Source organism: Mucilaginibacter sp. UYCu711 (genome assembly GCF_050433825.1).
Taxonomy (GTDB): domain Bacteria; phylum Bacteroidota; class Bacteroidia; order Sphingobacteriales; family Sphingobacteriaceae; genus Mucilaginibacter.
Genome location: NZ_JBNPWM010000003.1, coordinates 207,550 through 229,770 on the forward strand (window position 1 = coordinate 207,550; position 22,221 = coordinate 229,770).

At 42.6% G+C, this 22,221-nt stretch carries 19 protein-coding genes; 9 read left to right on the forward strand and 10 right to left on the reverse strand.

Annotated elements, in window-relative coordinates; all coding sequences use genetic code 11:
• Positions 1–25: 25 nt before the first annotated feature.
• From ABIB50_RS08125 to ABIB50_RS08140, 4 genes are all read right to left on the reverse strand, one after another.
• Complete coding sequence (locus ABIB50_RS08125) at positions 26–1,654, reverse strand: RagB/SusD family nutrient uptake outer membrane protein (protein WP_429378787.1); 1,629 nt, start codon at positions 1,652–1,654, stop codon at positions 26–28.
• A gap of 8 nt (positions 1,655–1,662) precedes the next feature.
• Entirely contained in the window at positions 1,663–4,875 is a 3,213-nt protein-coding gene (locus tag ABIB50_RS08130) for a TonB-dependent receptor (RefSeq protein ID WP_429378789.1), read from the reverse strand.
• Between the two features lie 276 nt (positions 4,876–5,151).
• A complete protein-coding gene (locus tag ABIB50_RS08135) occupies positions 5,152–6,300 on the reverse strand; it encodes a FecR family protein (RefSeq protein WP_429378791.1) in 1,149 nt (382 codons plus the stop codon).
• Between the two features lie 64 nt (positions 6,301–6,364).
• Complete coding sequence (locus tag ABIB50_RS08140) at positions 6,365–6,937, reverse strand: RNA polymerase sigma factor (RefSeq protein ID WP_429378793.1); 573 nt, start codon at positions 6,935–6,937, stop codon at positions 6,365–6,367.
• A 391-nt stretch (positions 6,938–7,328) separates the two neighbouring features.
• On the opposite strand from ABIB50_RS08140, the gene ABIB50_RS08145 reads away from it, so the two are divergent.
• Positions 7,329–9,419, forward strand: coding sequence for a beta-galactosidase (locus ABIB50_RS08145; RefSeq protein WP_429378795.1), 2,091 nt, complete (start codon positions 7,329–7,331; stop codon positions 9,417–9,419).
• A 245-nt stretch (positions 9,420–9,664) separates the two neighbouring features.
• Here the strand turns inward: ABIB50_RS08145 and ABIB50_RS08150 are convergent, their stop codons facing one another.
• From ABIB50_RS08150 to ABIB50_RS08160, 3 genes are all read right to left on the reverse strand, one after another.
• Positions 9,665–10,915 (reverse strand): alpha/beta hydrolase-fold protein, encoded by a 1,251-nt coding sequence (locus ABIB50_RS08150; protein ID WP_429378796.1) that lies wholly within the window; start codon positions 10,913–10,915, stop codon positions 9,665–9,667.
• 299 nt (positions 10,916–11,214) lie between these two features.
• Positions 11,215–12,399: a Gfo/Idh/MocA family protein gene (locus ABIB50_RS08155; RefSeq protein WP_429378797.1), complete on the reverse strand. Its 1,185-nt coding sequence runs from the start codon at positions 12,397–12,399 to the stop codon at positions 11,215–11,217.
• Between the two features lie 11 nt (positions 12,400–12,410).
• On the reverse strand, positions 12,411–13,244 hold the full coding sequence (locus ABIB50_RS08160; protein WP_429378799.1) for a phytanoyl-CoA dioxygenase family protein: 834 nt from the start codon (positions 13,242–13,244) through the stop codon (positions 12,411–12,413).
• Positions 13,245–13,421: 177 nt separating this feature from the next.
• Here ABIB50_RS08160 and ABIB50_RS08165 point away from each other — a divergent pair, with 177 nt between their 5' ends.
• Together ABIB50_RS08165 and ABIB50_RS08170 are read left to right on the forward strand one after the other, a co-directional pair.
• Entirely contained in the window at positions 13,422–14,318 is an 897-nt protein-coding gene (locus ABIB50_RS08165) for a diacylglycerol/lipid kinase family protein (RefSeq protein WP_429378800.1), read from the forward strand.
• Entirely contained in the window at positions 14,312–14,842 is a 531-nt protein-coding gene (locus ABIB50_RS08170; RefSeq protein WP_429378802.1) for a protein-tyrosine phosphatase family protein, read from the forward strand. The genes ABIB50_RS08165 and ABIB50_RS08170 overlap by 7 nt, the downstream gene beginning before the upstream one ends.
• Positions 14,843–15,053: 211 nt before the next feature.
• Here the strand turns inward: ABIB50_RS08170 and ABIB50_RS08175 are convergent, their stop codons facing one another.
• From ABIB50_RS08175 to ABIB50_RS08185, 3 genes are all read right to left on the reverse strand, one after another.
• On the reverse strand, positions 15,054–16,121 hold the full coding sequence (locus tag ABIB50_RS08175; RefSeq protein WP_429378804.1) for a nuclease-related domain-containing protein: 1,068 nt from the start codon (positions 16,119–16,121) through the stop codon (positions 15,054–15,056).
• 121 nt (positions 16,122–16,242) lie between these two features.
• Positions 16,243–17,601 (reverse strand): S41 family peptidase, encoded by a 1,359-nt coding sequence (locus ABIB50_RS08180; protein ID WP_429378805.1) that lies wholly within the window; start codon positions 17,599–17,601, stop codon positions 16,243–16,245.
• A 106-nt stretch (positions 17,602–17,707) separates the two neighbouring features.
• The gene (locus tag ABIB50_RS08185; protein ID WP_429378807.1) at positions 17,708–18,640 is read right to left on the reverse strand and encodes an alpha/beta fold hydrolase; all 933 of its coding nucleotides are present in this window, start codon (positions 18,638–18,640) and stop codon (positions 17,708–17,710) included.
• Positions 18,641–18,769: 129 nt separating this feature from the next.
• Here ABIB50_RS08185 and ABIB50_RS08190 point away from each other — a divergent pair, with 129 nt between their 5' ends.
• The 6 genes from ABIB50_RS08190 to ABIB50_RS08215 all read left to right on the forward strand — a co-directional run bounded on the left by ABIB50_RS08190 (position 18,770) and on the right by ABIB50_RS08215 (position 22,147).
• Positions 18,770–19,636 (forward strand): DUF808 family protein, encoded by an 867-nt coding sequence (locus ABIB50_RS08190; protein WP_429378808.1) that lies wholly within the window; start codon positions 18,770–18,772, stop codon positions 19,634–19,636.
• A 156-nt stretch (positions 19,637–19,792) separates the two neighbouring features.
• Positions 19,793–20,113, forward strand: a complete 321-nt coding sequence (locus ABIB50_RS08195) for an ArsR/SmtB family transcription factor (protein ID WP_429378810.1) — start codon at positions 19,793–19,795, stop codon at positions 20,111–20,113.
• Position 20,114: 1 nt separating this feature from the next.
• On the forward strand, positions 20,115–20,579 hold the full coding sequence (locus ABIB50_RS08200; RefSeq protein WP_429378812.1) for an SRPBCC family protein: 465 nt from the start codon (positions 20,115–20,117) through the stop codon (positions 20,577–20,579).
• 6 nt (positions 20,580–20,585) lie between these two features.
• Positions 20,586–20,978 (forward strand): DoxX family protein, encoded by a 393-nt coding sequence (locus ABIB50_RS08205; RefSeq protein ID WP_429378814.1) that lies wholly within the window; start codon positions 20,586–20,588, stop codon positions 20,976–20,978.
• 4 nt (positions 20,979–20,982) lie between these two features.
• On the forward strand, positions 20,983–21,540 hold the full coding sequence (locus tag ABIB50_RS08210; RefSeq protein ID WP_429378816.1) for a DUF4256 domain-containing protein: 558 nt from the start codon (positions 20,983–20,985) through the stop codon (positions 21,538–21,540).
• Between the two features lie 22 nt (positions 21,541–21,562).
• Positions 21,563–22,147, forward strand: a complete 585-nt coding sequence (locus ABIB50_RS08215) for a YdeI/OmpD-associated family protein (protein ID WP_429378818.1) — start codon at positions 21,563–21,565, stop codon at positions 22,145–22,147.
• The last annotated feature ends 74 nt before the right edge of the window (positions 22,148–22,221 follow it).

A 22,221-nucleotide genomic window follows, 5' to 3' on the forward strand; every position in this document is an offset into this window, starting at 1 on the left:
TTAATATATATGATCGTTTATACTATTAATATCCTGTGTTTTGTCCCAGGGTTGAAGGATTGGGCATACCATCAAATTGTGCCTGTGGCACCGGCCGCAGGTTATGGAAATCTTTAATGTATGGTGCCGCTTCGGGGTTATATAGCTTCACCCGCTCAACTAGTTTGCCGGTACGCTTAAGGTCAAACCAGCGCATGTCTTCGCCGCCAAGCTCCCTAGCCCGCTCATCCAAAATAAAATTAAGGTCGATATCGGCAGCGGTAACATTAGTCATCACTGCCTCGTAACCCGGTACTGCCGCACGTAGCCTTATGGCTTTAATATCGGGCAGCCCTTGTTCTGGATGCCCAAGCATCATGTAGGCCTCTGCACGCATCAGCATCACATCGGCTAAGCGAATTACCGAATAATCTTCGCCTACCAGGTTGGTGGATAAAGGGGTACCACGATTATGGTCATCGAATTTTTTAAAGCCGATAAATACTTTGGGGTCTTTAGCTATGCCATTTGCACTATATAAATCATTCACATCGCGCGCTAAATACCTGTTAGTAGCCCTGTTTTTTTGTGCCGTGGTAAGCGCGTAGGGTACAAAAAACAGCGCGGTATCAACATGGATGATATTTTGTAAAGGCAACTTATTAGCCGGTTTATTATAGTACCAAACGGTTTGGTAACCATCTTTCCAGCGCGCATCCGCATCGTGGTTAAACAGGTTAAGGTTATACAACGTTGGGTATAACTGGCAACCGCCGTAGCCGGTCCAGCCCAGCTCGGTTTGAATACCCGTAAACTGATCTATAAAAGGTGCATATATTACAAAGGTGTAATTCTCATTTTCGCGGGTATACCTTTTATCCAGCCCAAAATTGACCTGCCAAATAAATTCCTGCCTTCTGTCTGCACCATTATTAATCAGGCTTTTCCAGTCGGGAATAAGGCTATAGTTGTATTTGGTAATTACGTTTGTTGAATAGGTTATTACATCCTGCCAGTCTTTATGGAACAGGTGTACGCGCGCCAGCAGGGCCTCAACCACTGGCTTGGTAATGCGGCCCGATTCAGGCGATGAGGCAGGTACCAAAAGAAGTGCCTGGTCAAGGTCTTTAATGATCTCTTTATAAAAATCCTCTTCCGAGCTGCGCTTGGCCTGCAAGCCTTGATTATAATCTGTTGTGGTTGGCAAATATACCCCGCCCCAAATGTTTACAATTTGAAACAGGAAGAACCCTTTTAAAGCCAGCGTCTCGCCTTTGGCCTGGGTTTTAATGGCATCGCTGCTCCACTGTATTTTTTCTGACTGCTCTAAAAAGTAGTTGGCATCATAGACACCTTTGTAAATGTGGTTCCAGATATTTGCGTCGGCCCCCAGGGTGGCATCAAGGGTGCGGTACTCGCCCAATTGAATATTGGTATTGTTACCGCCGCGCAGCCACATATCGGTACCCATTTCGCTAAAATAAGCGAAGGTTTGCGAGCCGTAAAGGTTATTAAGGCGAAGACGGTCATACAGCGTATTCACAAGCGTTAAAGCGCCTTCTTCTGTATTAAAAATGGCATTGGTAGCACCATAACCTTCCTCATTAAGAAAAGATTTTTTACAGCTTGAAAAAGTAAGCGCCGTTATAATGATAAGTGATAATATTTTTTTCATGGCTTTAATTATAATGAAAAGTTTAAACCAAGGTTAAATAGTACGGTCTTGTCTGAGAGGCCGCCTTCGTCTAAATACGACCACCATTGTAGTGGGCCGGTTGCCGCGGCGTATACCCTGAGCTTACTGATTCCCGGTATCATATTTTTTGAAAAAGTATACCCTAACGTTATGTTCCTTAACCTGATATAATCGTTCGAGTGGCGGCCAATTGAAGCAAGGTATTGTATGGTGGTACCGTTGCGGGGCTGAGGCGCATTATTGGTTGGGTTGGTTGGTGTCCAGTAATCTATTACCGGCACATTGTACCGGGCAATACTGCCCCCATAGGTACCTCCTGTCCAGCCATCACTTGCAATAGCGCCTATCTCTGAATAAAAGTCCATAGACATATCAAGTTGCTTCCAGCTGAAGTTCGTGATTAGTGATGATTGTAATTGAGGGCGCTCTGTACCTATTATTTCACGGTCATTGCCATCTATTTTGCCATCGCCATTCAAATCCTTAATTTTTATTTCTCCCGGCGTGCGGCCATAAATAGCGGCAACATTAGCTTCAAGGGTTTGCCATATGCCTACTGCCCTGTAATCATAAGTAACGCCTGTTACCGGATAACCTACAAACCAGTTATTTTGTATGTCCTGCGTCAAGCGGGAGTCATACAATTCAACCAATTTTTCCTGATTGTGATAAAAGCTTAAGCTTAGGTTCCATTTAAAATCGCGCGTATCAATGGCGCGGGCGTTTAATGTTATCTCGAAACCCTCGTTACGTGTGCGGCCAATATTATCCCATACGGTATTAAAACCGGTGGTATAAGGCAGCTTACGTTGAAAAAGCAGGTCGGACGTTTGCGACAAATAGTAGTTTAAACTTCCGTTAATACGGTCGTTAAACAAGCCAAAATCAAGGCCTGCGTTAAACATACGGGTATTTTCCCACTTCAGGTCAGGTACTGCCTGCTGGTTAGGTTCATTAGTGGCGTACGGTACGTCGCCGTTGGTACCCGCAAATATCAGGTAACGGCTGGTAAGGCTGCCCTGGGTGGCATAAGCAGCTATGGCGCTGTTACCGGTTAAACCATAGCTGGCACGTAGTTTTAAATCAGAAAACACTTTGAGGGATTTAATAAAAGGCTCCTCAACCATACGCCAGGCCCCTGCTATTGACGGGAAAAGTTCCCATCTGTCTGTGGCCGATAATGGCGAAGCACCATCATACCTGGCTGTAGCGGTTAGCAGGTATTTATCTTTAAAACCATACTGAACACGACCAACGTACGACAGCATTTGGTTACGGGTAAAACCTGATTCAATAGTTTGATTTTGCAAAGAGGCGCCCATGTTAAACCACTTGTATTGTGAAAGCGTGATATCCTGACCTGTTTGCTTACTGCTGTTTGCCTGGTTATTTTGTAACTCAAATACAGCGGTGGCATCAATACTGTGCTGGCCGAAACTCTTTTTGTAAGCCAGCACGTTATTCCAGGTCATTCTTGACTGTCTTCCATTGCTTATGCTGGCGGTATTTAAGGCGTTATTATAGGTTGCCGCGCGATTATCTGTGTAAGAACCTGCCCAAGTAAATACCTGGTCCATAGATACGTTACTGGTTAAGCTCAGATCTTTGGTGATATCGTATTTTATAAAGCCCTTTAAAAAGGCCTGCCATGCGCGCGTTTGTGAGTCATTATAATCGCGGTTAAGATCAAGGTAAGGATTGCGCATGTTTGGGTCGCCAATAGGCGCTATAATGATATTGCCGTTATCATCAAAAAACTTTACCGTAGGCGGATACCTGAACAAGGCATTACCAAAACCTGAAGGCGCAACTTGTTGGAACTCGTAAGATATTCGGCTGGTTGCGCCTATGGTCAAATTGCGCGTTGCCTTATGATCAATGTTGCTTGAAAACAGGTAACGGTCATAATTGCCCATGTTGTCGCCGCGATCTTTATTATTATAAAAATTGAGTGATACTTTTTGCGAACCGCGATCGCCGGTATTAGAAAATGTTAAGGTATTATTGCTTTGAAAGCCCAATTTGTCGTAATATTCCTCGGCGGCTTTATTATCCACTTTTCCAAATCCGGCAATCTCCACCGCAGTAAATATCTTAGGGTCATCTGCAGGTGATGCCCATATCCCAACTGCCTGGTTAGCATCGCGTTTAAACTGGATGTATTGCTGAGCATTCATTGGGTGCAGGTTGCCATCCATATGCACATTCGCACCCGAATAAGAGTCGAATGAAAGCAGGTTTTTACCCTTGGCTGCTTTTTTTGTGGTGATAATAATAACGCCGTTGGCACCACGTGAGCCATACAGGGCTGTGGCCGAAGCGTCTTTTAATATATCTAATGAGGCAATATCATTTTGATCAATGGTGTTTAATGAGCCATAATAAGGCATCCCATCGATAATTACAGTGGGCGTATTGCTGGCATTAACCGATCTGTTACCCCTTATCCTGATATCTCCAATATCACTGGCTCCACCATTCACCCTTATACCGGCTATACCTACCAGACTTTGAACCAGGTTATTGCTCTGCACGCGGGTAATTTGCTGGGCGTTAAGCGAAGAAACAGCACCTGTAAGATCCTTTCGAATAACAGTTGTATAACCCAGCACGGCAACCTCATTAAGTGTTTTATTAGCCATTACCAGTTTCACATCAATTTTTGATTGATTGTTAATCGGGATTTCCTGGGTTACATAGCCCAGGAAAGAAACTACCATAATACCAGTGGTTGTGGGTGAGGTAATGCTAAAATTCCCGTCTTTATCGGCTATGGTGCCCACCTCTGTGCCTTTTATGATAATGGTTGCGCCAGGCAGCACCTCTCCTTTTTCGTCGGTTACTGCACCTTTAACGATAATGGGGGCGGCAGCGGCCAGCCTTTCGAGCATACTGATATCGCCTTTTTTATTAATAACCACCGTATGATCTACAATGTGATAAGACAGGGGCTGGTTGCTTAAACAGGCCACAAGCGTTTCCTCCAGCGAGGCCTGGTCTACCTTTACCGTTACGGGCGAAGACATAGACAACAAATCGCGATCGTAAAAAATAATATAACCGCTTTGCTGCCTAATTTTTCTCAATACGCTTTCCAGCGTTGATCTCTTTTCATTTAAAGTGATCTGTTGTGCAAAACTGGCGGCCGAAACGTGTAAACACACTACGGTTGTTGCTAAAATAATAAGTTTTATAACCATGATGGTTTTAAAAAGGTTACCTCGTTTTTTCACGCACGAGGAGTACGCGTATAAAAATTTCATACTTTTACATGTTTGGGTTGAATGTGATTGTCAATTGCAAATTTTTCCTTTTGGGGAAATAGGGTCAGCCCAGATATTTAACCGGCGGTGTTACAGCACCTCCGGTTTTTTATTGAGCAGCCCTCGCTTAAGTAGTTATAGAAAAAAGTTCCGGGCTTTAATCATAGGCTTTGGTGTTTAAACGGTTCATTATTTTGATTTTAGTAATTGGTTTCATTTGATAATGATCTTACGGCCTTGCAGTTTATAGTTAATGCCATTTAATTTCAGCACCTTAAGCACTGCTGACAGATCTGATTTCCTTGAGATACCACCGTCAAACCGTCGATCGGAGATATTGCCTTCATAAGCTATATCTATATCATACCATCGGGCTACCTGCCGCATAATGGTTTGTATATTTTCATTGGTAAACAAAGTTTGCCCATTTTTCCAGGCTATCGCCTCATCCACATCGGCGTTATTAACTTTAATAGTTGGGTCTGCCGTTTTTATCAAAGCTTCCATACCCGGGGCTATTAAAGCTTCGCGCCCATCATGATGGATCTTAATACTGCCCGATACCAGGGTAGTGCGCATCAGAGGTTCGTCGGCATAGGCGTTAACATTAAATTCGGTACCCAGATCCTCAATAGCAACATCATTAGCAATAACTCTAAACGGTTGCCTGGCATTATGCATCACCTCAAAATAGGCTTCGCCGGTTATTTGCACCTCGCGTTTGCTGCTGCCCGCAAATGATACCGGGTACCTTATAGATGACGACGCGTTTAACCACACTTTAGTTCCGTCGGCAAGTATCATTTGGTATTGACCGCCCCGTGGCGTGGTTAGTGTATTGTACATTCCTTCTCCGGCTGTAATAAATCCGTCAGTTTGATAATCAATCTGGCCATTAGCTGCTTTACGCACAGATGTTGCACCTTGTACCGCTAACTGCCCGCTTGATGCATCATTTAATGATATTTGCTGGCCATTGTTAAGTGTAAGAATGGCCTTATTACTACCCGCTGGAATAATAACAGGTTTATTAAGGGCACTAACTTTTGGAGGAACCTGCGCGTTATTTGGCAGTAAAAAATAAAGACTGGCAGCAAATACAAACAATATTGTAGCTGCGGCAGCCATACGCGGCCAACGTGCCGGCAGCCTTACTACTTTATTCTCCTGCGCAATCTGTTTATTGATAGCCGCCCGAATAGCAAGCTTTAGCTTTTCCTTTTCGTGTCCGTCCAGCAGTTCCATTACATCCTTGTCGGTAATAAATACGTTATAATAAGCATGCAAAAAAGCTGTTTCTTCGGATGTGGCCTTACCTTCAAGGTGGCGCTGCAGTAGGCTTAAAAATTGGGTTTTGTTCATATCTTCTTACCACATGAGTACCATGAAGTAAAAAGTCCCACAAAAAAAATAAAAAAATTTAAGCCTATTTTTTTACAATAGTAAGAATGGCAATTGCCGCCATTAGCGACGCACGTAATAGCGCTACGGCCCTGGTAAGCTGATTTTGTACCGTTTTACGCGAGATATTTAAGTGCGAAGCTATCTCGCTGGTAGATAGGTCTTCCTGGTAACGCATTTTAAATATTGTTTGTTGAGCCGGTGGTAATGATTTTACCAGGCGGCTATATGCATGCAGCAATTCATCGTGCAGCAAACGGGCATCCGCGGCGCTAGCATAGCACTTTAGTGTTTCAATTAAGTCAGGAATGGGAATGAATAATTGTTGTTGTTTTAACTGCCTGAATACATTATTACGTACCGATGAAAATAAATAAGCCGGAAGGTTTTGAATACGCAAAGACTGACGGTTTGTCCAAAGATAAACAAATACCTCCTGGGTAATATCTTTGGCCATATCGGCATCATGCAGCCCTTTAAAGGCCTGACTATAAACCTTGTCCCAATGCCTTTCGTATAGTTTATCAAATGCGTCGCCATCCCCTGTTTGCAGGAGTTTTAATAGTTCAGCATCCGAATATCGGTAAAATAAAGGCATTGATTGGTTTTTCAAATGTATAACTTACTTTGACAAAAAAAAGCTTTTCATGTGAAGTAGATGTTAATTTTATTAAAAAAACATTATAAATGTACATACATTACAATAAACAATGCTTTTTAAATGAAAAAAATACCATTTTTATAGACAAATGAATTAAATTCCGTTTCAAAATAAAAAAATAAAGACGTTTAAACTTTCGAAAAGGCGCCAGATATGGCAATAATTTTGCTATTATTGTATAATAGTTAGTATTTGTTTGTACAAAGTTTTTGCTGAATTACATGGTAACCAACCCCAACTTTCTTGTCGCTGTAATGACTATAAAAAAGTTCGGTTTGTAATCTAAGAACACCTCACGATAAAGGATAACCCTGCCAAAACCATAAATATGAGCTTAAAAAGAACCAGTTTTTTGGCCACCCTACTGTTTTTTTCAGTTGGTATGTGCCAAGCCCAAACGAAAGATTTTTTTAATAAAAGCGACCTGATGCCCATCGGCTCTTACTATTATCCCGAGCAATGGCCGCATGAATACTGGGAGCGTGATTTAAAAAAGATGGCCGAAGTAGGGTTTGACTTCACTCACTTTGGCGAGTTTGCCTGGGCTTTTATTGAACCAGAAGAGGGCAAGTTTGATTTTAAATGGATAGATGAAGCGATAGACCTGGCCAGATCTAACGGTATCAAAGTTATCATGTGTACATCAAGCCCAACACCGCCCGCCTGGCTGGCCGAAAAACACCCCGAAATATTAATGGTGAACGATATGGGCATTACTATGCAGCATGGGTCAAGGCAGCAAATATCATGGTCCAGTCCGGTTTATCGTCAGTATGTCAGCAAAATGGTAGGGGCAGTGGCTAAGCATTTCGCTAACGACAAACGCATATGGGGCTGGCAGTTGGATAACGAACCATCACACTATGGCCAGTATGATTACAGCCCTGCAGCGCAGATCAGTTTTCGTAAATGGCTGAAAGTAAAGTATACCACTATAGATAACCTGAACAAAACCTGGGGAACTGCTTTTTGGAGCCTCGTTTATAGTAATTTCGATCAGGTGCGCATCCCCAACAGCAAAGAATTAATAGCACAGCCAAACCCAAGTGCCGTGCTCGATTTTAAACGCTTTAGTAACGATGAAGTGAACGACTTTTTGGCCATGCAGTACAAAATATTGCGCAAGTACATCGCGCCCGAGCAATGGATAACCACCAATCTTATGCCTGGCGAACCACCGGTTGATCCCACAAAAATTACCAGTCTTGATTTTAATAGCTATACCAAATACCTTGTTGCCGGGTACGATAAAGGTATAGGGCCGCAAGGATTTCGAATTGGATCGTCAACCAGCATCGCTTTTTCAAATGATCTGTTCAGATCTATCAACGGCATTACAGGGGTGATGGAACTGCAGCCTGGCCAGGTTAACTGGGGCAAATTTAACCCGCAGCCCATGCCCGGCGTGGTGCGTATGTGGATATGGCATGCTTTTGCCGGCGGCAATAAATTTGTGTGCAACTATCGTTTTAAACAACCCTTAATTGGCGGCGAACAATACCATTACGGCATTATTGGCCCCGACGGTGTTACACCAAGCACCAGCGGGCTCGAATATATTAAGGTGATTAAAGAACTGAAGGGCCTTAAAAAATTGTACAATTCCAATGCGCAAATACCTAAAGAGCATGCCGCACGCTTAACGGCATTGCTTTATAATCCCGATAATCGCTGGGAAGAAGATAACCAGCCGCAAAGCAATCAATGGAGTTTTGAAAAACATATGATGCATTATTACAACGCGCTTAAACAATTGGGCGCACCTGTAGATGTTATTACCGAGGATAAAGATTTTTCTAAATACCCGGTGATGGTAGCGCCATCATACCAGTTGCTGGATGCAGATTTAGTAACGCGCTGGACTAAATATGTTGAAGATGGCGGTCATTTGGTAATTACTACCCGGACCGGACAAAAAAACCGGAACGCTAAATTATGGGAGATGAAGTTTGCAGAGCCTATTTACAAATTGATAGGCGGCAAGATATCTTTTTATGATTTATTACCTGATACTGTATTTGGCACTATAAAAATGAGCACCCGAAACTACAAATGGAACAACTGGGCAGATATTATTACCCCGGATCCGGGCACAGAAGTTTGGGCAAGCTATACTAATCAATATTATGCAGGCAGTGTGGCCGTAATGTCGCGCAAGTTGGGTAAAGGCACAGTAACCTATGTAGGCCCCGATACCGATGACGGCAGTTTAGAAAAAGCGGTATTACAAAAAGTATATCAGCGTGCAGGCATTGTTGTGCGTAATTTGCCCGAGGGGGTGATGCTGGAATGGCGCGATGGTTTTTGGGTTGGCGTAAATTATTCGCCCAAACCTTACACAGTGCCTCTATCCACAAAAGATAAGATTTTAATTGGCACCCAAATACTAAAACCGGCGGATGTAATTGTTTGGCAGTAGTAGTTGAATTGGATGCATTATAGGCATATAACTTAATCTATAAAATATTATGGCGAGGATGTATAGGATTATTAATAAATCCTTTTAACGATGTCAAATCCCCCAAAAAGTTCGAGATTTGACCTGTTCCGTCTACCTGAAAGCCTCTGATGAAGAATCAGGGGCTTTTTTATGTCAAAATTTGCGATGTGTCCCTCTACGCTCATGTGTTGAGGTAGAGGGACACATCGCAAAAAGAAAAGTGATCATTTGACCGATTGTTGCAAGTCATTCAATTTCTTTCTTGCTTCAGTATCTTCTTTCAGCTCTAACGCTTTTCTGTAATTCCCTACAGCAGTTTTTTTGTCGCCCCTGGCCGCAAACAGATCGCCAAGGTACCGGTAAGCCAATGAACCGGACGGATAGTTTTTTATATTCATCGTAAACATTTCCTCAGCCTTCCCAAACTGTTTTCGTTGCATCATAAAAAAGCCAAGGTTATTCACCAAGTCTTCCGGAGGCAGCAAAGAGCGACTATCTTCAGATACAAACCCATACTTGGCACTGATATGTGCATAATGCGCCTGAAGGTATGCGGCAAGTTTAAAACCGGGATCAGTAAAATAGCTGTCCTGGAACTTTAAAGCATAATCCTGAAAAATAAAATGCAGGGCATCATAAGTGGCGATCAAAGGGGCAGAAGAATGGGTATCATCCGGATAGTATTTGAAACTTGCGTCTAAGCCATTTTGCGGGTTTCTCATCAGATAGTTGTGTAATTGCAATATGGAGCGCGGGTGAATGGTTCCGGGAACGGTATCCTTTTGAACCGCCGCTGTATCCATACCGGGTGGCAACGTATTGGCCATAGCCAAAAACACTGATTGGCCGGTGTAGTTACCTGACTGAAGGGCTTCCGCAGTTTCCTTTAAAAGTTTTTGATGATCCCACCACATGCTGGGTTCAATGGCCAAGTATGCTTTAAAAATATGCGGATGATGGACCAGGGTATTGATTACTAAGATCCCGCCGAGCGAATGTCCGACCAGCATCCGGTAGGGCAAAGTATGATAAAGTGAATCAATATGAGGGACAAGTTCTTTTTCCATAAAAGCGGTAAAGGCTTCGCCACCGCCTGAATTGGCGGCCATATTTTGATCAATGAACAGGCCGTTGGTCACTTTAGTTGGCGTAAGGTCCCGTGTGCGGTTGGTATTAGGTACGCCCACAATGATCATTTCGGGGCAAAAATTGTTTCCGTTAATGGCGCTTAAAAAATCTATCATGCCAGCAACACCGTTAAAATTCCATTCGGCGTCTAGCAGATATAGAACAGGATATTTTTTCTTTTTGTCAGTACTCGCCGATGTGGGCAGATGTATCCAGATCTTTCTTTTTTCATGTAGGATTTTGGATTGAATACTGTCTATAGTAGCGATATTCACAGCTTCGTTTTGTTGCGCATGAAGTGGCAAAGAAAAGCTGTATACGAAGCACAGAAATAGCAAAAGTTTCATAATTTTATGGACGAATTTTTATTAGTATACAAGACTCACTGCTAAATAAAAAGTTACATGGAACTTATTTTAATCGCTTGCAGATCATCCAAAAAGTTCGAGATTTGACCTGTTCCGTCTACCGAAAGAAGATGAAGCCTTTAGAGATGATCTAAGGGCTTTTTTGTTTGGGAAAGTAGCGGATTAGGTACACAATTCAAAATGGGCAATACTTCCAACAAAATCGTGGCCTCGCTTTATCAACCATCTCATCATTGTCTATTTTTAAGAAAGGCTGCAGTTGTGTACAATATTTTTATTCAGGATTGCTTCCTGGTCACTTCACCGGTTTGTTGGTGTTTTAGGATCAATATTTTTTTGCCGTCAGGCAATATTTCCTCTTTTATCAGGTAGTGCTCATTATCATAATTAATAAAATGAGATGTAGTAGCTGCTATATCATTGCCTCGCCAGTCATCAATTTTTACAGGTTCCCAGGCACGTGTTTTTACCGACAGATAGGCCGCATCTAAAATGCAATTAACAATATAGCCGTCATAAAAACTTTCACGCGGCTGTCGGTTTGCTTCAATGGCATCAAACATATCTGTAAACATATTTGAGTAACCCAAATCGTGCACTTCATCGCCAACAGGAAAAAGCCAGCCGCTATCAGTTTCAGATTTTTCGGCCACGTAGCCCCCTTTCCCGGTGCTGAACATTTCAAAACCGGTACGCAGAAATCCATTTAGCCAGATAGTCCCTTCGGTACCCATTACTTCATCGCGCAGGTCCATACCGCCACGAAATGCCCAGCTTACCTCGAACTGACCAATAGCGCCATCGGCATATTTTACGAGGCCAATTGCATGGTCTTCTGCCTCAATAGGGTGTACCTGGGTATCAGCCCAGCACATTACCTCAATCGGGCGGGTGTTTTTACCTATAAAATTTCGGCTTATCTCTACGCAATGGCACCCGAGGTCTATTATCGCCCCACCGCCTGATTGGGCTTTATCCCAAAACCATTCGCTGTGCGGGCCCGGATGCGTTTCTCTTGATTTTGCCCATAATATGCGTCCTATACTACCAGCCCTGATGCTTTCGCATGATTTTAGGAATTTTGGTGTGTAACATAAATCTTCCAGGTACCCTCCAAATACACCAGCATTTTCTACCGCTTCCAGCATGCGTTTGGCTTCGGCTGCTGTCCTGCCTAATGGTTTGGTGCAAAGCACATGCTTTTTTGCTTTAACGCAAGCCAATACGGCTTCCTCATGCAAATTGTTAGGCAATGCAATAACCACCACATCTGTTTCAGGGTGGCTAACCGCTTCATTTATATCAGTAAAGTAGTATGGCAGATGATAATCATCGGCAAATTTTTTGGCACGGGCTTCGTTCCTGGAATACGCTACGCGTACTACATCTTTACGACGCTGACTTTGTAACGCGTCTGCATAAAAACGGGCTATAAAACCGGTCCCAAGTATGGCTATATTCATGTTTTTTGATATTAGTTTTCCCAGCCTGTTTCTTTTAAGGCCTCGTCATTTTCTTTCTTTAAAAAATCCGCATCCGATAGTGAGCCCGCCTCCCATTCCAGTATTGCCCCATCGGGCACTAAGTTAACCGGAGTTTTCCACGATCCTGATGGTTCATTATAAGCCAGGTTGGACTGTAGGGAATAAACCGAAATAAGCGACCAGCGCGAATGATCGGATAGATTAGCTTCAGAGCGATGCAATAAGTTACTGTGGAAAAACACAGCATCGCCGGGTTCAATTTCGCAGTAAACCAATTCCATGGTTTTTAATGCATTATTTACCATTGTCATATCGGCGCCCACCTGTTCGCCTGCAAAGCCGTGATTTACGCGCCCCAACTTATGCGAGCCTTTTATTACCTGCAAACATCCGTTTTGTTTGCTGGCGGGCGTTAATGCTATCATTATGCTCATCATCTGATCAGGAAACATAAACTGATTTTTATACCAATAACCATAGTCCTGGTGCCATTCCCAGGCGCCGCCAACTTTAGGTTCTTTCTGCATCAGCTTTGAATGAAAATGGCAAACCGAGGCATCACCATCCAATAATTGGGCTACCGATCTCACCACTTTTTCGCTTCGGATAAAGTAACTAAAAACATCATTGCCGGGGGTATACCAAAGTGAAAGCCTGGTTTTTTTGCCCGATTGGTCGTTTAAATCGAGCGCATTTTTGGTCATAACATCATCGGCTATAGCAACTTTGTATAAAGCATCAATTTCCTTAGGTGCGCAAAAGTTCTTGACCACCAAATAACCGTCGTGCCGGTAATCAGCTATTTGTTGCGTTGTTAGTTTCATATAGTAATTGGTTTATATAATCAAAACTATAAAAATCTGACTGGTTGAACAAGATAATAGAATATGTGACCAATAACTTTTCTGACCAGACATGCCGGGTATATATAAAATTAACATTACCATTTGATAAACTTCACCCTTGTCTAAACTTATCAGATCATCAGGTGTTGACTGTTAGTGACGTTTAAACATATCCATTTTATCATTAACCCTGCATCGGGTAAGGAAGAGCCTATTTTGTCCTATATTAATAAGACGTTTGTGAACAGCCGGATAAATTGGGATGTTTCGGTGACGAAGAAGGATAAGGGTGCGGGAGAGATTGCGCGTTCTCTTATCGGCAAAACAGATTTGGTTGCAGTATATGGAGGCGATGGCTGTGTAACAGCGGTAGCGGCTGCATTATACGGGACGGCATTACCGATAGCCATCATCCCGGGTGGTACAGCGAATGTGATGGCAAAGGAATTGAATATCCCACTGGATACGATGGAGGCGCTGGAATTACTGCGCGCGGGGAGGCATAAAATCAAAGCAGTAGATATGGGTTTGGTTAACGGCGAACCTTTCCTGTTGCGGGTAAATCTGGGGATCATGGCGGCTATGGTGACGGAGGCAGACCGGAGCTTAAAGGATAAGATAGGGCAGCTGGCTTATGGACTAACAGCGGTTCAAACAGTGGCGGCGGCAAAGCCTGTTAATTACCTGCTGGAGATTGACAGGAAAAAGGTGGACGTTAGCGGGGTTGCTCTGACGGTAACTAATTCCGGCAATATGGGGATCGGTGATTTTGAGCTGCAGCCGGGGATTAGCGTGACCGACGGCCTGCTTGATGTAATTTTAATGCAGGATACGAATTTTAGCTCGTTGCTAAGGGTGGCGGGCAGCGCACTATTACAACAGAAGTCTTCGGTGTTACAGCATTGGGCATGTAAAAAGGTAGTGATCCACATGTCTAAGAAACAAACGTTTATTTGTGATGATGCGGAACGGTCCGCCAAAAAATTAAAGATCGAAGTAGTACCGGGTTCGATCTGGTTGCTGGTTCCTGTTCAAAAAAATAGTTTATGCTAACAAAACTTAAGAGTGTTATTACATTGGCGGGTTTATTCCTACAGTACAGTTCAGATAATATTTACCGGGTAATGTTTGGCATGCCACGCCTGAAGCGCTGCCAGATAACGGCTAACCTTTTCCTGGGCAGCCAGTATAATTTGGTGGGTTTACGCAAACTGAAGGCCTTAGGCGTGACGGCTATTATCAATATGCGGATGCATTCGGTATACAGCGAGGCGCAACACGAAGGTTTTCATTATCTACATCTGCCAACACCCGATAATACGCCACCACCGCTGGAGGTTTTGCAACAAGGCGCCGATTTCGCTGATGCGGAGATCAAAAACGGCGGCAAAGTATATATCCATTGCCGCCAGGGACTGGGCCGTGGACCGACCATGGCAACAGCCTACCTGCTTAAAACCGGGCTGACCTTAGAAGATGCGCTTGCTCTCATCAGGAAGGCACGACCATTTATCAATCCAAGACCCGGCCAGTTGGCGCGTTTAAAAGAACTGGAAACGTATTATACCAAGGCATGATCCAGAACAGCAACACAAACAATTAATACAGACGAAAACCGTTCAATAATTTATGCGTGGCGCATCAAAAAAATCAATATTCATAATCGCCGGGCTTGCTTTGTCATTTATAGCTGCGGCGCAAACCAGATCATAGTGAAAGTATTCGTAATGTAGCCGAAGACTACGGGCATAATGGCCTGAGGTTGCAAACTTCAGACAGCGAAGTGATTTAAGATCTAAGTAAATGGTTAGCAATCATTTGTGTTTCTCCTTTAGAAAAACACGGATCAAAATAGCTGACATATCTTATTAAATCATCTGCCGTTAGAATTTTAACATACTTGAACTCCTCGATAGGTTTATGATTTATCAAAACGATCAGATTTCTTATCGAAACTTTTCTGTCGCCCCAATGATGTTCTTTTAATCTTAATTTTTGATTTGAAAATTCTCCATTTAATATTCTATATATAGCAAAGTTCGCACGTTTTATTTGTTGAACAGGAGAATAAAGATTTAAATTATGTAATGATTGTTCACTCCAGTTTTTTGTTTCTATTAAAAAAATACCTGAAGGGGCTATTAAGAGATGGTCTATTTGAACAGATTTAATGTAATCGTTTTCATTTTTATTATAGATAGCAGGATGAAAGTTGCAGGTAAAATCATTGATCAAAATATAATCATCGTTTAATTTTTCTAATTCTCTTACCACTTTTTGCTCGCCTATAGCGCCGTAAATCGAATTATTTATTTCGTCAATAATATTCTTTTGCCTGTCAAGCTCTTGCAATTCTGAAGAACAACTTTGCATTACTGCAACTTCAGGACTTGAATTTAAAAACTGAAAACGGTCGTTTTTCTTATTATACTCCTGAGCCAAGTTTTCAACAGCATCTGAAATTTTAGAATTAAAACTATGTTTGTGAAAATCTATTTCTTGCTTGAGTCGGATTTTTTTAATGTAACAAATAATTGTTTGAATGAGGTTCCCTTTCGTAACAGACAAGTTTTCTAACCTATGCTTTAAACTTTCAAGGCTCGATGTCAGTTGGTATTCAACTTCAATTTTCTTCGCCTTGATAGCTTCATTTAATTCAACTACCTCAATAGCAAGCAAGTTTCTTTCTTGATCTATTAAAGGCTGATGATTTGAAATGATTTGTTGTCGTTTAACAATGTAATTTTCCTTAAAAGTGATTAGTTCATTTACCGATTGATATCCCTTAACATTGTTTGTGCGCAAATGAGCCTTTATCGTAGTTAAACAGCCTATAGTGTTGTAAACCTTACACATATTAGTTTCCGAACATTTAATTTATGGCACCTTATTAATATAAAGCTACAAACAGCGATGGTAATAACAAAAAAACCTCAAGCCTTCCGGCCTGAGGTTTCCAATTATTTTGATGCTTTTATTAAACTTTCTTAATTGGCTGTCCTGCGCCAGATATATTGCCGTTCCCTAAAAGTGTTTTACGGGTAAGGCTTTCTATTTTACCCTGTGCATCGCGGTTTATATACACGCGCGACACATTAGGACCAATATTGGCATTTAAATCGGTTATAACCAGCACGTCGGGCTTAACCTCTTTTAACATGTAGCTTTCAACCGGTTTACCGGGTTCAGCCCTGTTCCATAGTAAATTACCTTTTTGGTAGGTAACAGTAATGTCGCTGGTGTATTTTCCAACCAGGTCACCATATTTACTTTTCATATTTACCGCGGCGTTTGCGGCAATGCCATCGTTGTCTATCACCCATTGGGCGGCCGCTTTTTGTAGGGTATCAGTTGATGTTTTCAGAATATCCTGTAATATCAGTTTGCGGGTTGCTACCAGGGCATCTTCTTTGCCGGTTAGTACTTCGGGGATCACGCCGATACCTTCCCAGCCAACATTATCATTTGGGCCTACCACCATTTTAATAGGTACAAATGCCTGCAGGTTGTGCCCTAACTGTACATTACCGCCGGCGATGCCCGCGCCCGCGCTGGTATCGCCAACTATAGTGGCGCGTTTCAGTTTCTGCATCGCGTAAGCAAACCCTTCTGAGGCCGAACCAGTGCCCCTGCCCGTTAAGATGTAAACCTTAGCATCGGGCATGTGTTTGCCAGGTGTGTATGCATAGGTCCACTCCTGTTCATCGCGTTTACGATCTTTGTAGAAACCGTTCAAATAAAATTGCTCGCGCCCCGGGTTGTAAAAATACGAAGCCAGGAAACGGCCCATTTGCCCGGTACCACCCGGGTTATGGCGAACATCCAGTATAATATATTTGCTGTAAGCACACATGCCCATGCTGGCGGCAGCCATTTCAAAAGCTTCCTGCGAGCCAAGGAACGGCCCGGGTATTTCCACATAAGCTGTTGAGGTTGCACCGTCTATTTCAACTTTCTTAAATCCGTAGTTCGACTTTGCGTCGGTATTAACCTGTGGCCTTGCTCCTCCTCTTGCACCGGCATTCATGCTTCGCGAAACGCGCAGATGCACATCCTTATGTGTTTTGCGCAGGTCCTCGGTCAGTTTTGAGGCAAGCTCCTGTTCAGTCAAATTGTTATAATGGCCATCGGCTTCAAATTTGGTCAAAGCTTCTTTATACTTTGCGCTAATCTCCGGGAAGGGATAAACTGCCACTAATCTATCGCCAAGTTTGGTGACTATTTCGTGCCTGTCGGCATCATTTATCGTTTGTGCGAATGAGGGCAAATTGCCTAACAGCAATGCCAATGCCGCGCATAGCACACGGCCTGTTTGTTTGATCGGTGTTGGTTTCATCAAGTGAGTTTAAATATGAGGTAATTAATCGGGGGTAAATATAAAAGTCCTGCGTATCAATACAAACACCCACTTACTTACTGCCGGTCCGCAATTGATCTAATTATTATTTTAAAAAGAAATCCAGCAAGGCTTTTTGAACCTGGGCAGTTTGCTCTTGCACAACCCAGTGTCCCGCATCTTTAATAATTGCTTCCTGCACATTTGAAGCTACCAGCCTGGAATGTGCAGCCAAATATGATCCTGCAGAATGGTCAGCGCCCAGCGCTAATAAAGGCATTGGCAGTTTGTTTTTTGCAAATTTCATATTGTCTTTAGCATCTTGCGAAAACTCGCCAAACCAATGGAACGCACCGGTTGTAGCGCCCGGTACTGAATAGGCCCTGATAAACTCATTTCTTTCGGCTTGGGTAAAGGAGTTGTTTTTAAACCCTACAGTCGGCCAAAAATCTGTAAAAAAAAGGCCTACTTTTCCTGATACCAGTTCGCCTGAATGAGGCTGTCCAAAAAAGCCAAACCACCAGGCTTGTGCCCTAACCTGGCTCCAAACCGGCTCAATGCCCGGCAATAGCGCATCCATCAAGGCAATCTTTTTTACGTCGGCCGGGAACTGCGCAGCATAGGCATACGCTACCATAAGGCCAATATCATGCCCGGCGATTTTTGTACGTTGGTACCCCAGTTTTTTCATTAGCTCATGCAGATCTACAGCCATGTTCTTTTTGCCATAACCACCGACCGGTTTACCCGATTCGCCGACACCACGCAAATCGGGTGCTATAACGGTAAAGTGTTTAGAAAGCTCTGGTAATAAGCGGTTCCACATGTACCAATTTTGGCCGAAACCATGTACCAGTAACAAAGGTTCGCCTTTGCCGCCAATAACATAATGGATTTTTACACCATTAACCGTTGCATACTGGTTTTTAAAACCGGCAGGCGGTGTTGCCGGCTTAACAACGGCGGCAAATGTAAGGGTAGTTGACAAGATAAACAGGCAGATTAATGCCACGTATTTGATGCGTGTTGGCGTTTTCATGATTTTATCTAATTATGTATAAGTTAAGGTAATTTCCGTAATGCAATATACCGATTTACTTCAAAATGCTTCGCTGGTAATCCCGCTACAAGCTAAATTTGTATTTTGCACCAACATAACTAACTAAACATGGCATCGGGTTTTTTTGCAATTTTGGATGATATAGGTGCATTGATGGATGATGTAGCGGTTACAACTAAAGTAGCGGCAACCAAAACTACCGGCATATTGGGCGATGACCTGGCGGTAAATGCCGAAAAAGCTACCGGCTTTTTATCATCACGCGAGTTGCCGGTGCTGTGGGCCATCACAAAAGGATCATTTATTAATAAATTGATTATCGTCCCCATAGCCTTACTGTTAAGTGTGATCTTTCCGGTTGCTGTTAATATCGTTTTAGTTTTAGGGGGATTTTACCTGGCTTACGAAGGGGTTGAAAAGATAATTGAATACTTTTTTCATCACTCAAAAACACCTCACGAGGTAACAAAAGAGAAAGAACAGCACGACCTCGATGCTGAAAAAGTAAAAATCAGATCTGCTATAACAACCGACTTTATCCTGTCAATAGAGATCGTAATTATCGCGCTGGGAAGTGTTACGGAAAAAAGTTTAGCTATTCAGGCTGTAACCGTCTCGGTGGTTGCAGTGCTGGCCACTATAGGCGTGTATGGTATAGTAGCGCTAATTGTACGGATGGATGATGCCGGCCATAAATTGATAAAACATGCTAATAACAAAGGTTTTCTTTCAGCCGTTGGTATGTTATTAGTTAAATCCTTACCCGTTATTATTAAGATCCTGAGTGTTGTGGGGACAGTTGCGTTGATCTTAGTCTCCGGCGGAATTTTCGTCCATAATATTGAATACTTACATCATTTGTTGCCGAACATACCGGCTATAATTATGGATTTTGCTATTGGACTGGTAGCCGGATTAGCTATGGTAGCAATTATAACCAGCGGCAAGAAGGTGTTTTCTGTATTTAAAAAATAATCTTCTCATATCGATAACATAAGCCTCAATTCGAATGAATTGAGGCTTATGTGTGCTTTTAATTTTCCTGGTTAGTTATCCTTCGATTAAAAAATCTAACAAAAAATTTGCGTAGTTAAATAACTACATATATATTTGTAGTCAAATAGCTACGCAATGAATTTAAGACGAGATGTATTCCAGGCCATAGCCGACCCTACCCGCAGGGCAATATTGTTATTGGTTGCTACGCAAACCATGACAGCCGGCGCTATAGCGGCCAACTTTGATACCGCCAGGCCAACAGTATCTAAACATTTGCAGATACTTACCGAATGCGAGTTGTTGGGTCAGGAACAAAATGGCCGCGAAATTTACTATCGCCTAAACGCAAAAAACATGAAACAGGTAGCCGACTTTATTGAGCCGTTCCGCCAGCTATGGGATGACCGGTTTAACAAATTGGAAACCATCATGAAAAACTATAAAAGCAAATAACATGGAACTAAAAACAAAGATCAACGCCGAAGATGGCAAGCAGGATCTGAGGATAACAAGGGAGTTTGATTTGCCCATAGCATTACTATTTAAAGCCTATGCCGAGGCCGAAATTATTGAGCAATGGATGGGGACCAAAGTATTGAAGCTGGAAAGTAAAAAACACGGCAGCTATCAATACGAAACCACCGACCCCAAAGGGAATACACACCGGTTTAACGGCGTGATTCACGAGTTTATCCCGAACCAGAAGATCATAAAAACCTTTGAAATGGAGGGCACACCTTTTGGCGTACAACTGGAGGTTTATGAGTTTGAAAAGCTGACGGAAGAGACCTGCAAACTCAGTATGCATGTGGTATATGAGTCGGTTGCACAAAGAGACCAGGTACTACAGTTGCCATTTGCACAAGGCATAAACATGGCGCATAACCGCATACAGGACATCATAAGCAAATTAAAATAACAGATCATGGAAAAGCGTAATAAGATCATTTATTGGATAGCTACAGTGTGGCTTGCCCTGGGGATGCTAGCAACCGGTGCGGTACAATTGTTTAAAGCAAAAGAAGGCGCCGGTGGACTGGATAGTTTAACCCGTTTGGGCTATCCCGTTTACCTGTTGACGATATTGGCCGTTTGGAAAATCATAGGTGTAATAACCGTGCTAATCCCTAAATTTACTTTATTGAAAGAATGGGCATACGCAGGTTTTTTCTTTGCCATGTCGGGAGCGATATTTTCGCATTTAGCGGTAGGTGATGATTTAAAAGAATTGTTTGGACCGGTATTATTATTGGTGCTAACTATAGTATCATGGTATTTCAGGCCTGCGGATAGAAAGATCAATTTGTTAATTAAATAATAGCATGAAAAAGGAATTATCACCTCAACAACGCGAAGAACTATTGGGGACATTAAAAGCTCGTTTCGATAAAAACAGGAACCGTCATAACAATATTAATTGGGCCGATGTACAGGCAAAGCTGGAAGCTAACGCTGAAAAATTATGGTCGCTTAATGAAATGGAAGTAACCGGCGGTGAGCCGGATGTAGTTGGTTACGATAAAAATACGGGCGAATACATTTTTTATGATTGCTCGGCCGAAAGCCCGAAGGGACGCAGAAGTGTTTGTTATGATAACGCGGCCTGGGAATCGAGGAAAGAACATAAGCCGGAAAATACAGTTATTGATATGGCTACAGATATGGGTATTGAGCTGTTAACCGAAGAACAATACCGTGAGCTGCAGCAACTTGGCAAGTTCGATCTGAAAACATCAAGCTGGGTAAAAACACCTGCCGATATCAGAAAACTTGGGGGAGCCATTTTTTGCGATAGACGTTACGATACCGTATTTTTATACCATAATGGCGCGGAGTCTTATTATGCTGCCAGAGGTTTCCGTGGATCGTTAAGCGTATAATTTTTGCATAAACACCAGCTATATGACTACGAACCCTAAAGTTGACTTCTTTTTCATCAAAGCCAAAAATTGGCAGGAAGAACTGGAGAGATTGAGAATGATCATCCTTGACTTCGGGCTTACCGAAGAGTTAAAGTGGGGTGTCCCTTGTTATACCTTAAACAACAGCAACGTAGTTTTGATCCATGCGTTTAAAGCGTACTGCGCCATCTTGTTTTTTAAAGGCGCATTGTTAAATAATGGCGATGGCATGCTGATCCAACAAACAGAGAATGTGCAGTCGGCGCGGCAGCTTAGGTTTACAAGTCTAATGGAAATAGTTGATCAGGAACCCACACTGAAAGCCTATATCTATGAAGCTATTGAAGTAGAAAAAGCCGGTTTAAAAGTAGAGCTTAAAAAAACCAAAGAGTTTAAAATGCCCGATGAATTTCGGCATAAATTAGACGCTATTCCTGCATTGAAAACCGCTTTTGAGGCATTAACGCCGGGTAGGCAAAGGGCTTATCTGCTATATTTTTCTTCAGCCAAACAATCGGCCACCCGCCAGGCAAGGGTTGAAAAATATATGCCGCAAATATTGAACGGCAAGGGGTTAGATGATTAGCCATAAGCTTTTCATCTCGTAACAATTTTTATACGCAGCAATAGTTATCATTGCATTAACATCGAAATAATATA

What these genes read in the sequence shown, in the direction of transcription:
- ABIB50_RS08150 (WP_429378796.1), bottom strand. Translation starts at nt 10,915, where the DNA reads ATGAAACTTTTGCTATTTCTGTGCTTCGTATACAGCTTTTCTTTGCCA.
- ABIB50_RS08210 (WP_429378816.1), top strand. Translation starts at nt 20,983, where the DNA reads ATGAAAAAGGAATTATCACCTCAACAACGCGAAGAACTATTGGGGACA.
- ABIB50_RS08140 (WP_429378793.1), bottom strand. Translation starts at nt 6,937, where the DNA reads ATGCCTTTATTTTACCGATATTCGGATGCTGAACTATTAAAACTCCTG.
- ABIB50_RS08170 (WP_429378802.1), top strand. Translation starts at nt 14,312, where the DNA reads ATGCTAACAAAACTTAAGAGTGTTATTACATTGGCGGGTTTATTCCTA.
- ABIB50_RS08145 (WP_429378795.1), top strand. Translation starts at nt 7,329, where the DNA reads ATGAGCTTAAAAAGAACCAGTTTTTTGGCCACCCTACTGTTTTTTTCA.
- ABIB50_RS08160 (WP_429378799.1), bottom strand. Translation starts at nt 13,244, where the DNA reads ATGAAACTAACAACGCAACAAATAGCTGATTACCGGCACGACGGTTAT.
- ABIB50_RS08200 (WP_429378812.1), top strand. Translation starts at nt 20,115, where the DNA reads ATGGAACTAAAAACAAAGATCAACGCCGAAGATGGCAAGCAGGATCTG.
- ABIB50_RS08130 (WP_429378789.1), bottom strand. Translation starts at nt 4,875, where the DNA reads ATGGTTATAAAACTTATTATTTTAGCAACAACCGTAGTGTGTTTACAC.
- ABIB50_RS08125 (WP_429378787.1), bottom strand. Translation starts at nt 1,654, where the DNA reads ATGAAAAAAATATTATCACTTATCATTATAACGGCGCTTACTTTTTCA.
- ABIB50_RS08135 (WP_429378791.1), bottom strand. Translation starts at nt 6,300, where the DNA reads ATGAACAAAACCCAATTTTTAAGCCTACTGCAGCGCCACCTTGAAGGT.
- ABIB50_RS08195 (WP_429378810.1), top strand. Translation starts at nt 19,793, where the DNA reads ATGAATTTAAGACGAGATGTATTCCAGGCCATAGCCGACCCTACCCGC.
- ABIB50_RS08190 (WP_429378808.1), top strand. Translation starts at nt 18,770, where the DNA reads ATGGCATCGGGTTTTTTTGCAATTTTGGATGATATAGGTGCATTGATG.
- ABIB50_RS08205 (WP_429378814.1), top strand. Translation starts at nt 20,586, where the DNA reads ATGGAAAAGCGTAATAAGATCATTTATTGGATAGCTACAGTGTGGCTT.
- ABIB50_RS08155 (WP_429378797.1), bottom strand. Translation starts at nt 12,399, where the DNA reads ATGAATATAGCCATACTTGGGACCGGTTTTATAGCCCGTTTTTATGCA.
- ABIB50_RS08180 (WP_429378805.1), bottom strand. Translation starts at nt 17,601, where the DNA reads ATGAAACCAACACCGATCAAACAAACAGGCCGTGTGCTATGCGCGGCA.
- ABIB50_RS08215 (WP_429378818.1), top strand. Translation starts at nt 21,563, where the DNA reads ATGACTACGAACCCTAAAGTTGACTTCTTTTTCATCAAAGCCAAAAAT.
- ABIB50_RS08175 (WP_429378804.1), bottom strand. Translation starts at nt 16,121, where the DNA reads ATGTGTAAGGTTTACAACACTATAGGCTGTTTAACTACGATAAAGGCT.
- ABIB50_RS08185 (WP_429378807.1), bottom strand. Translation starts at nt 18,640, where the DNA reads ATGAAAACGCCAACACGCATCAAATACGTGGCATTAATCTGCCTGTTT.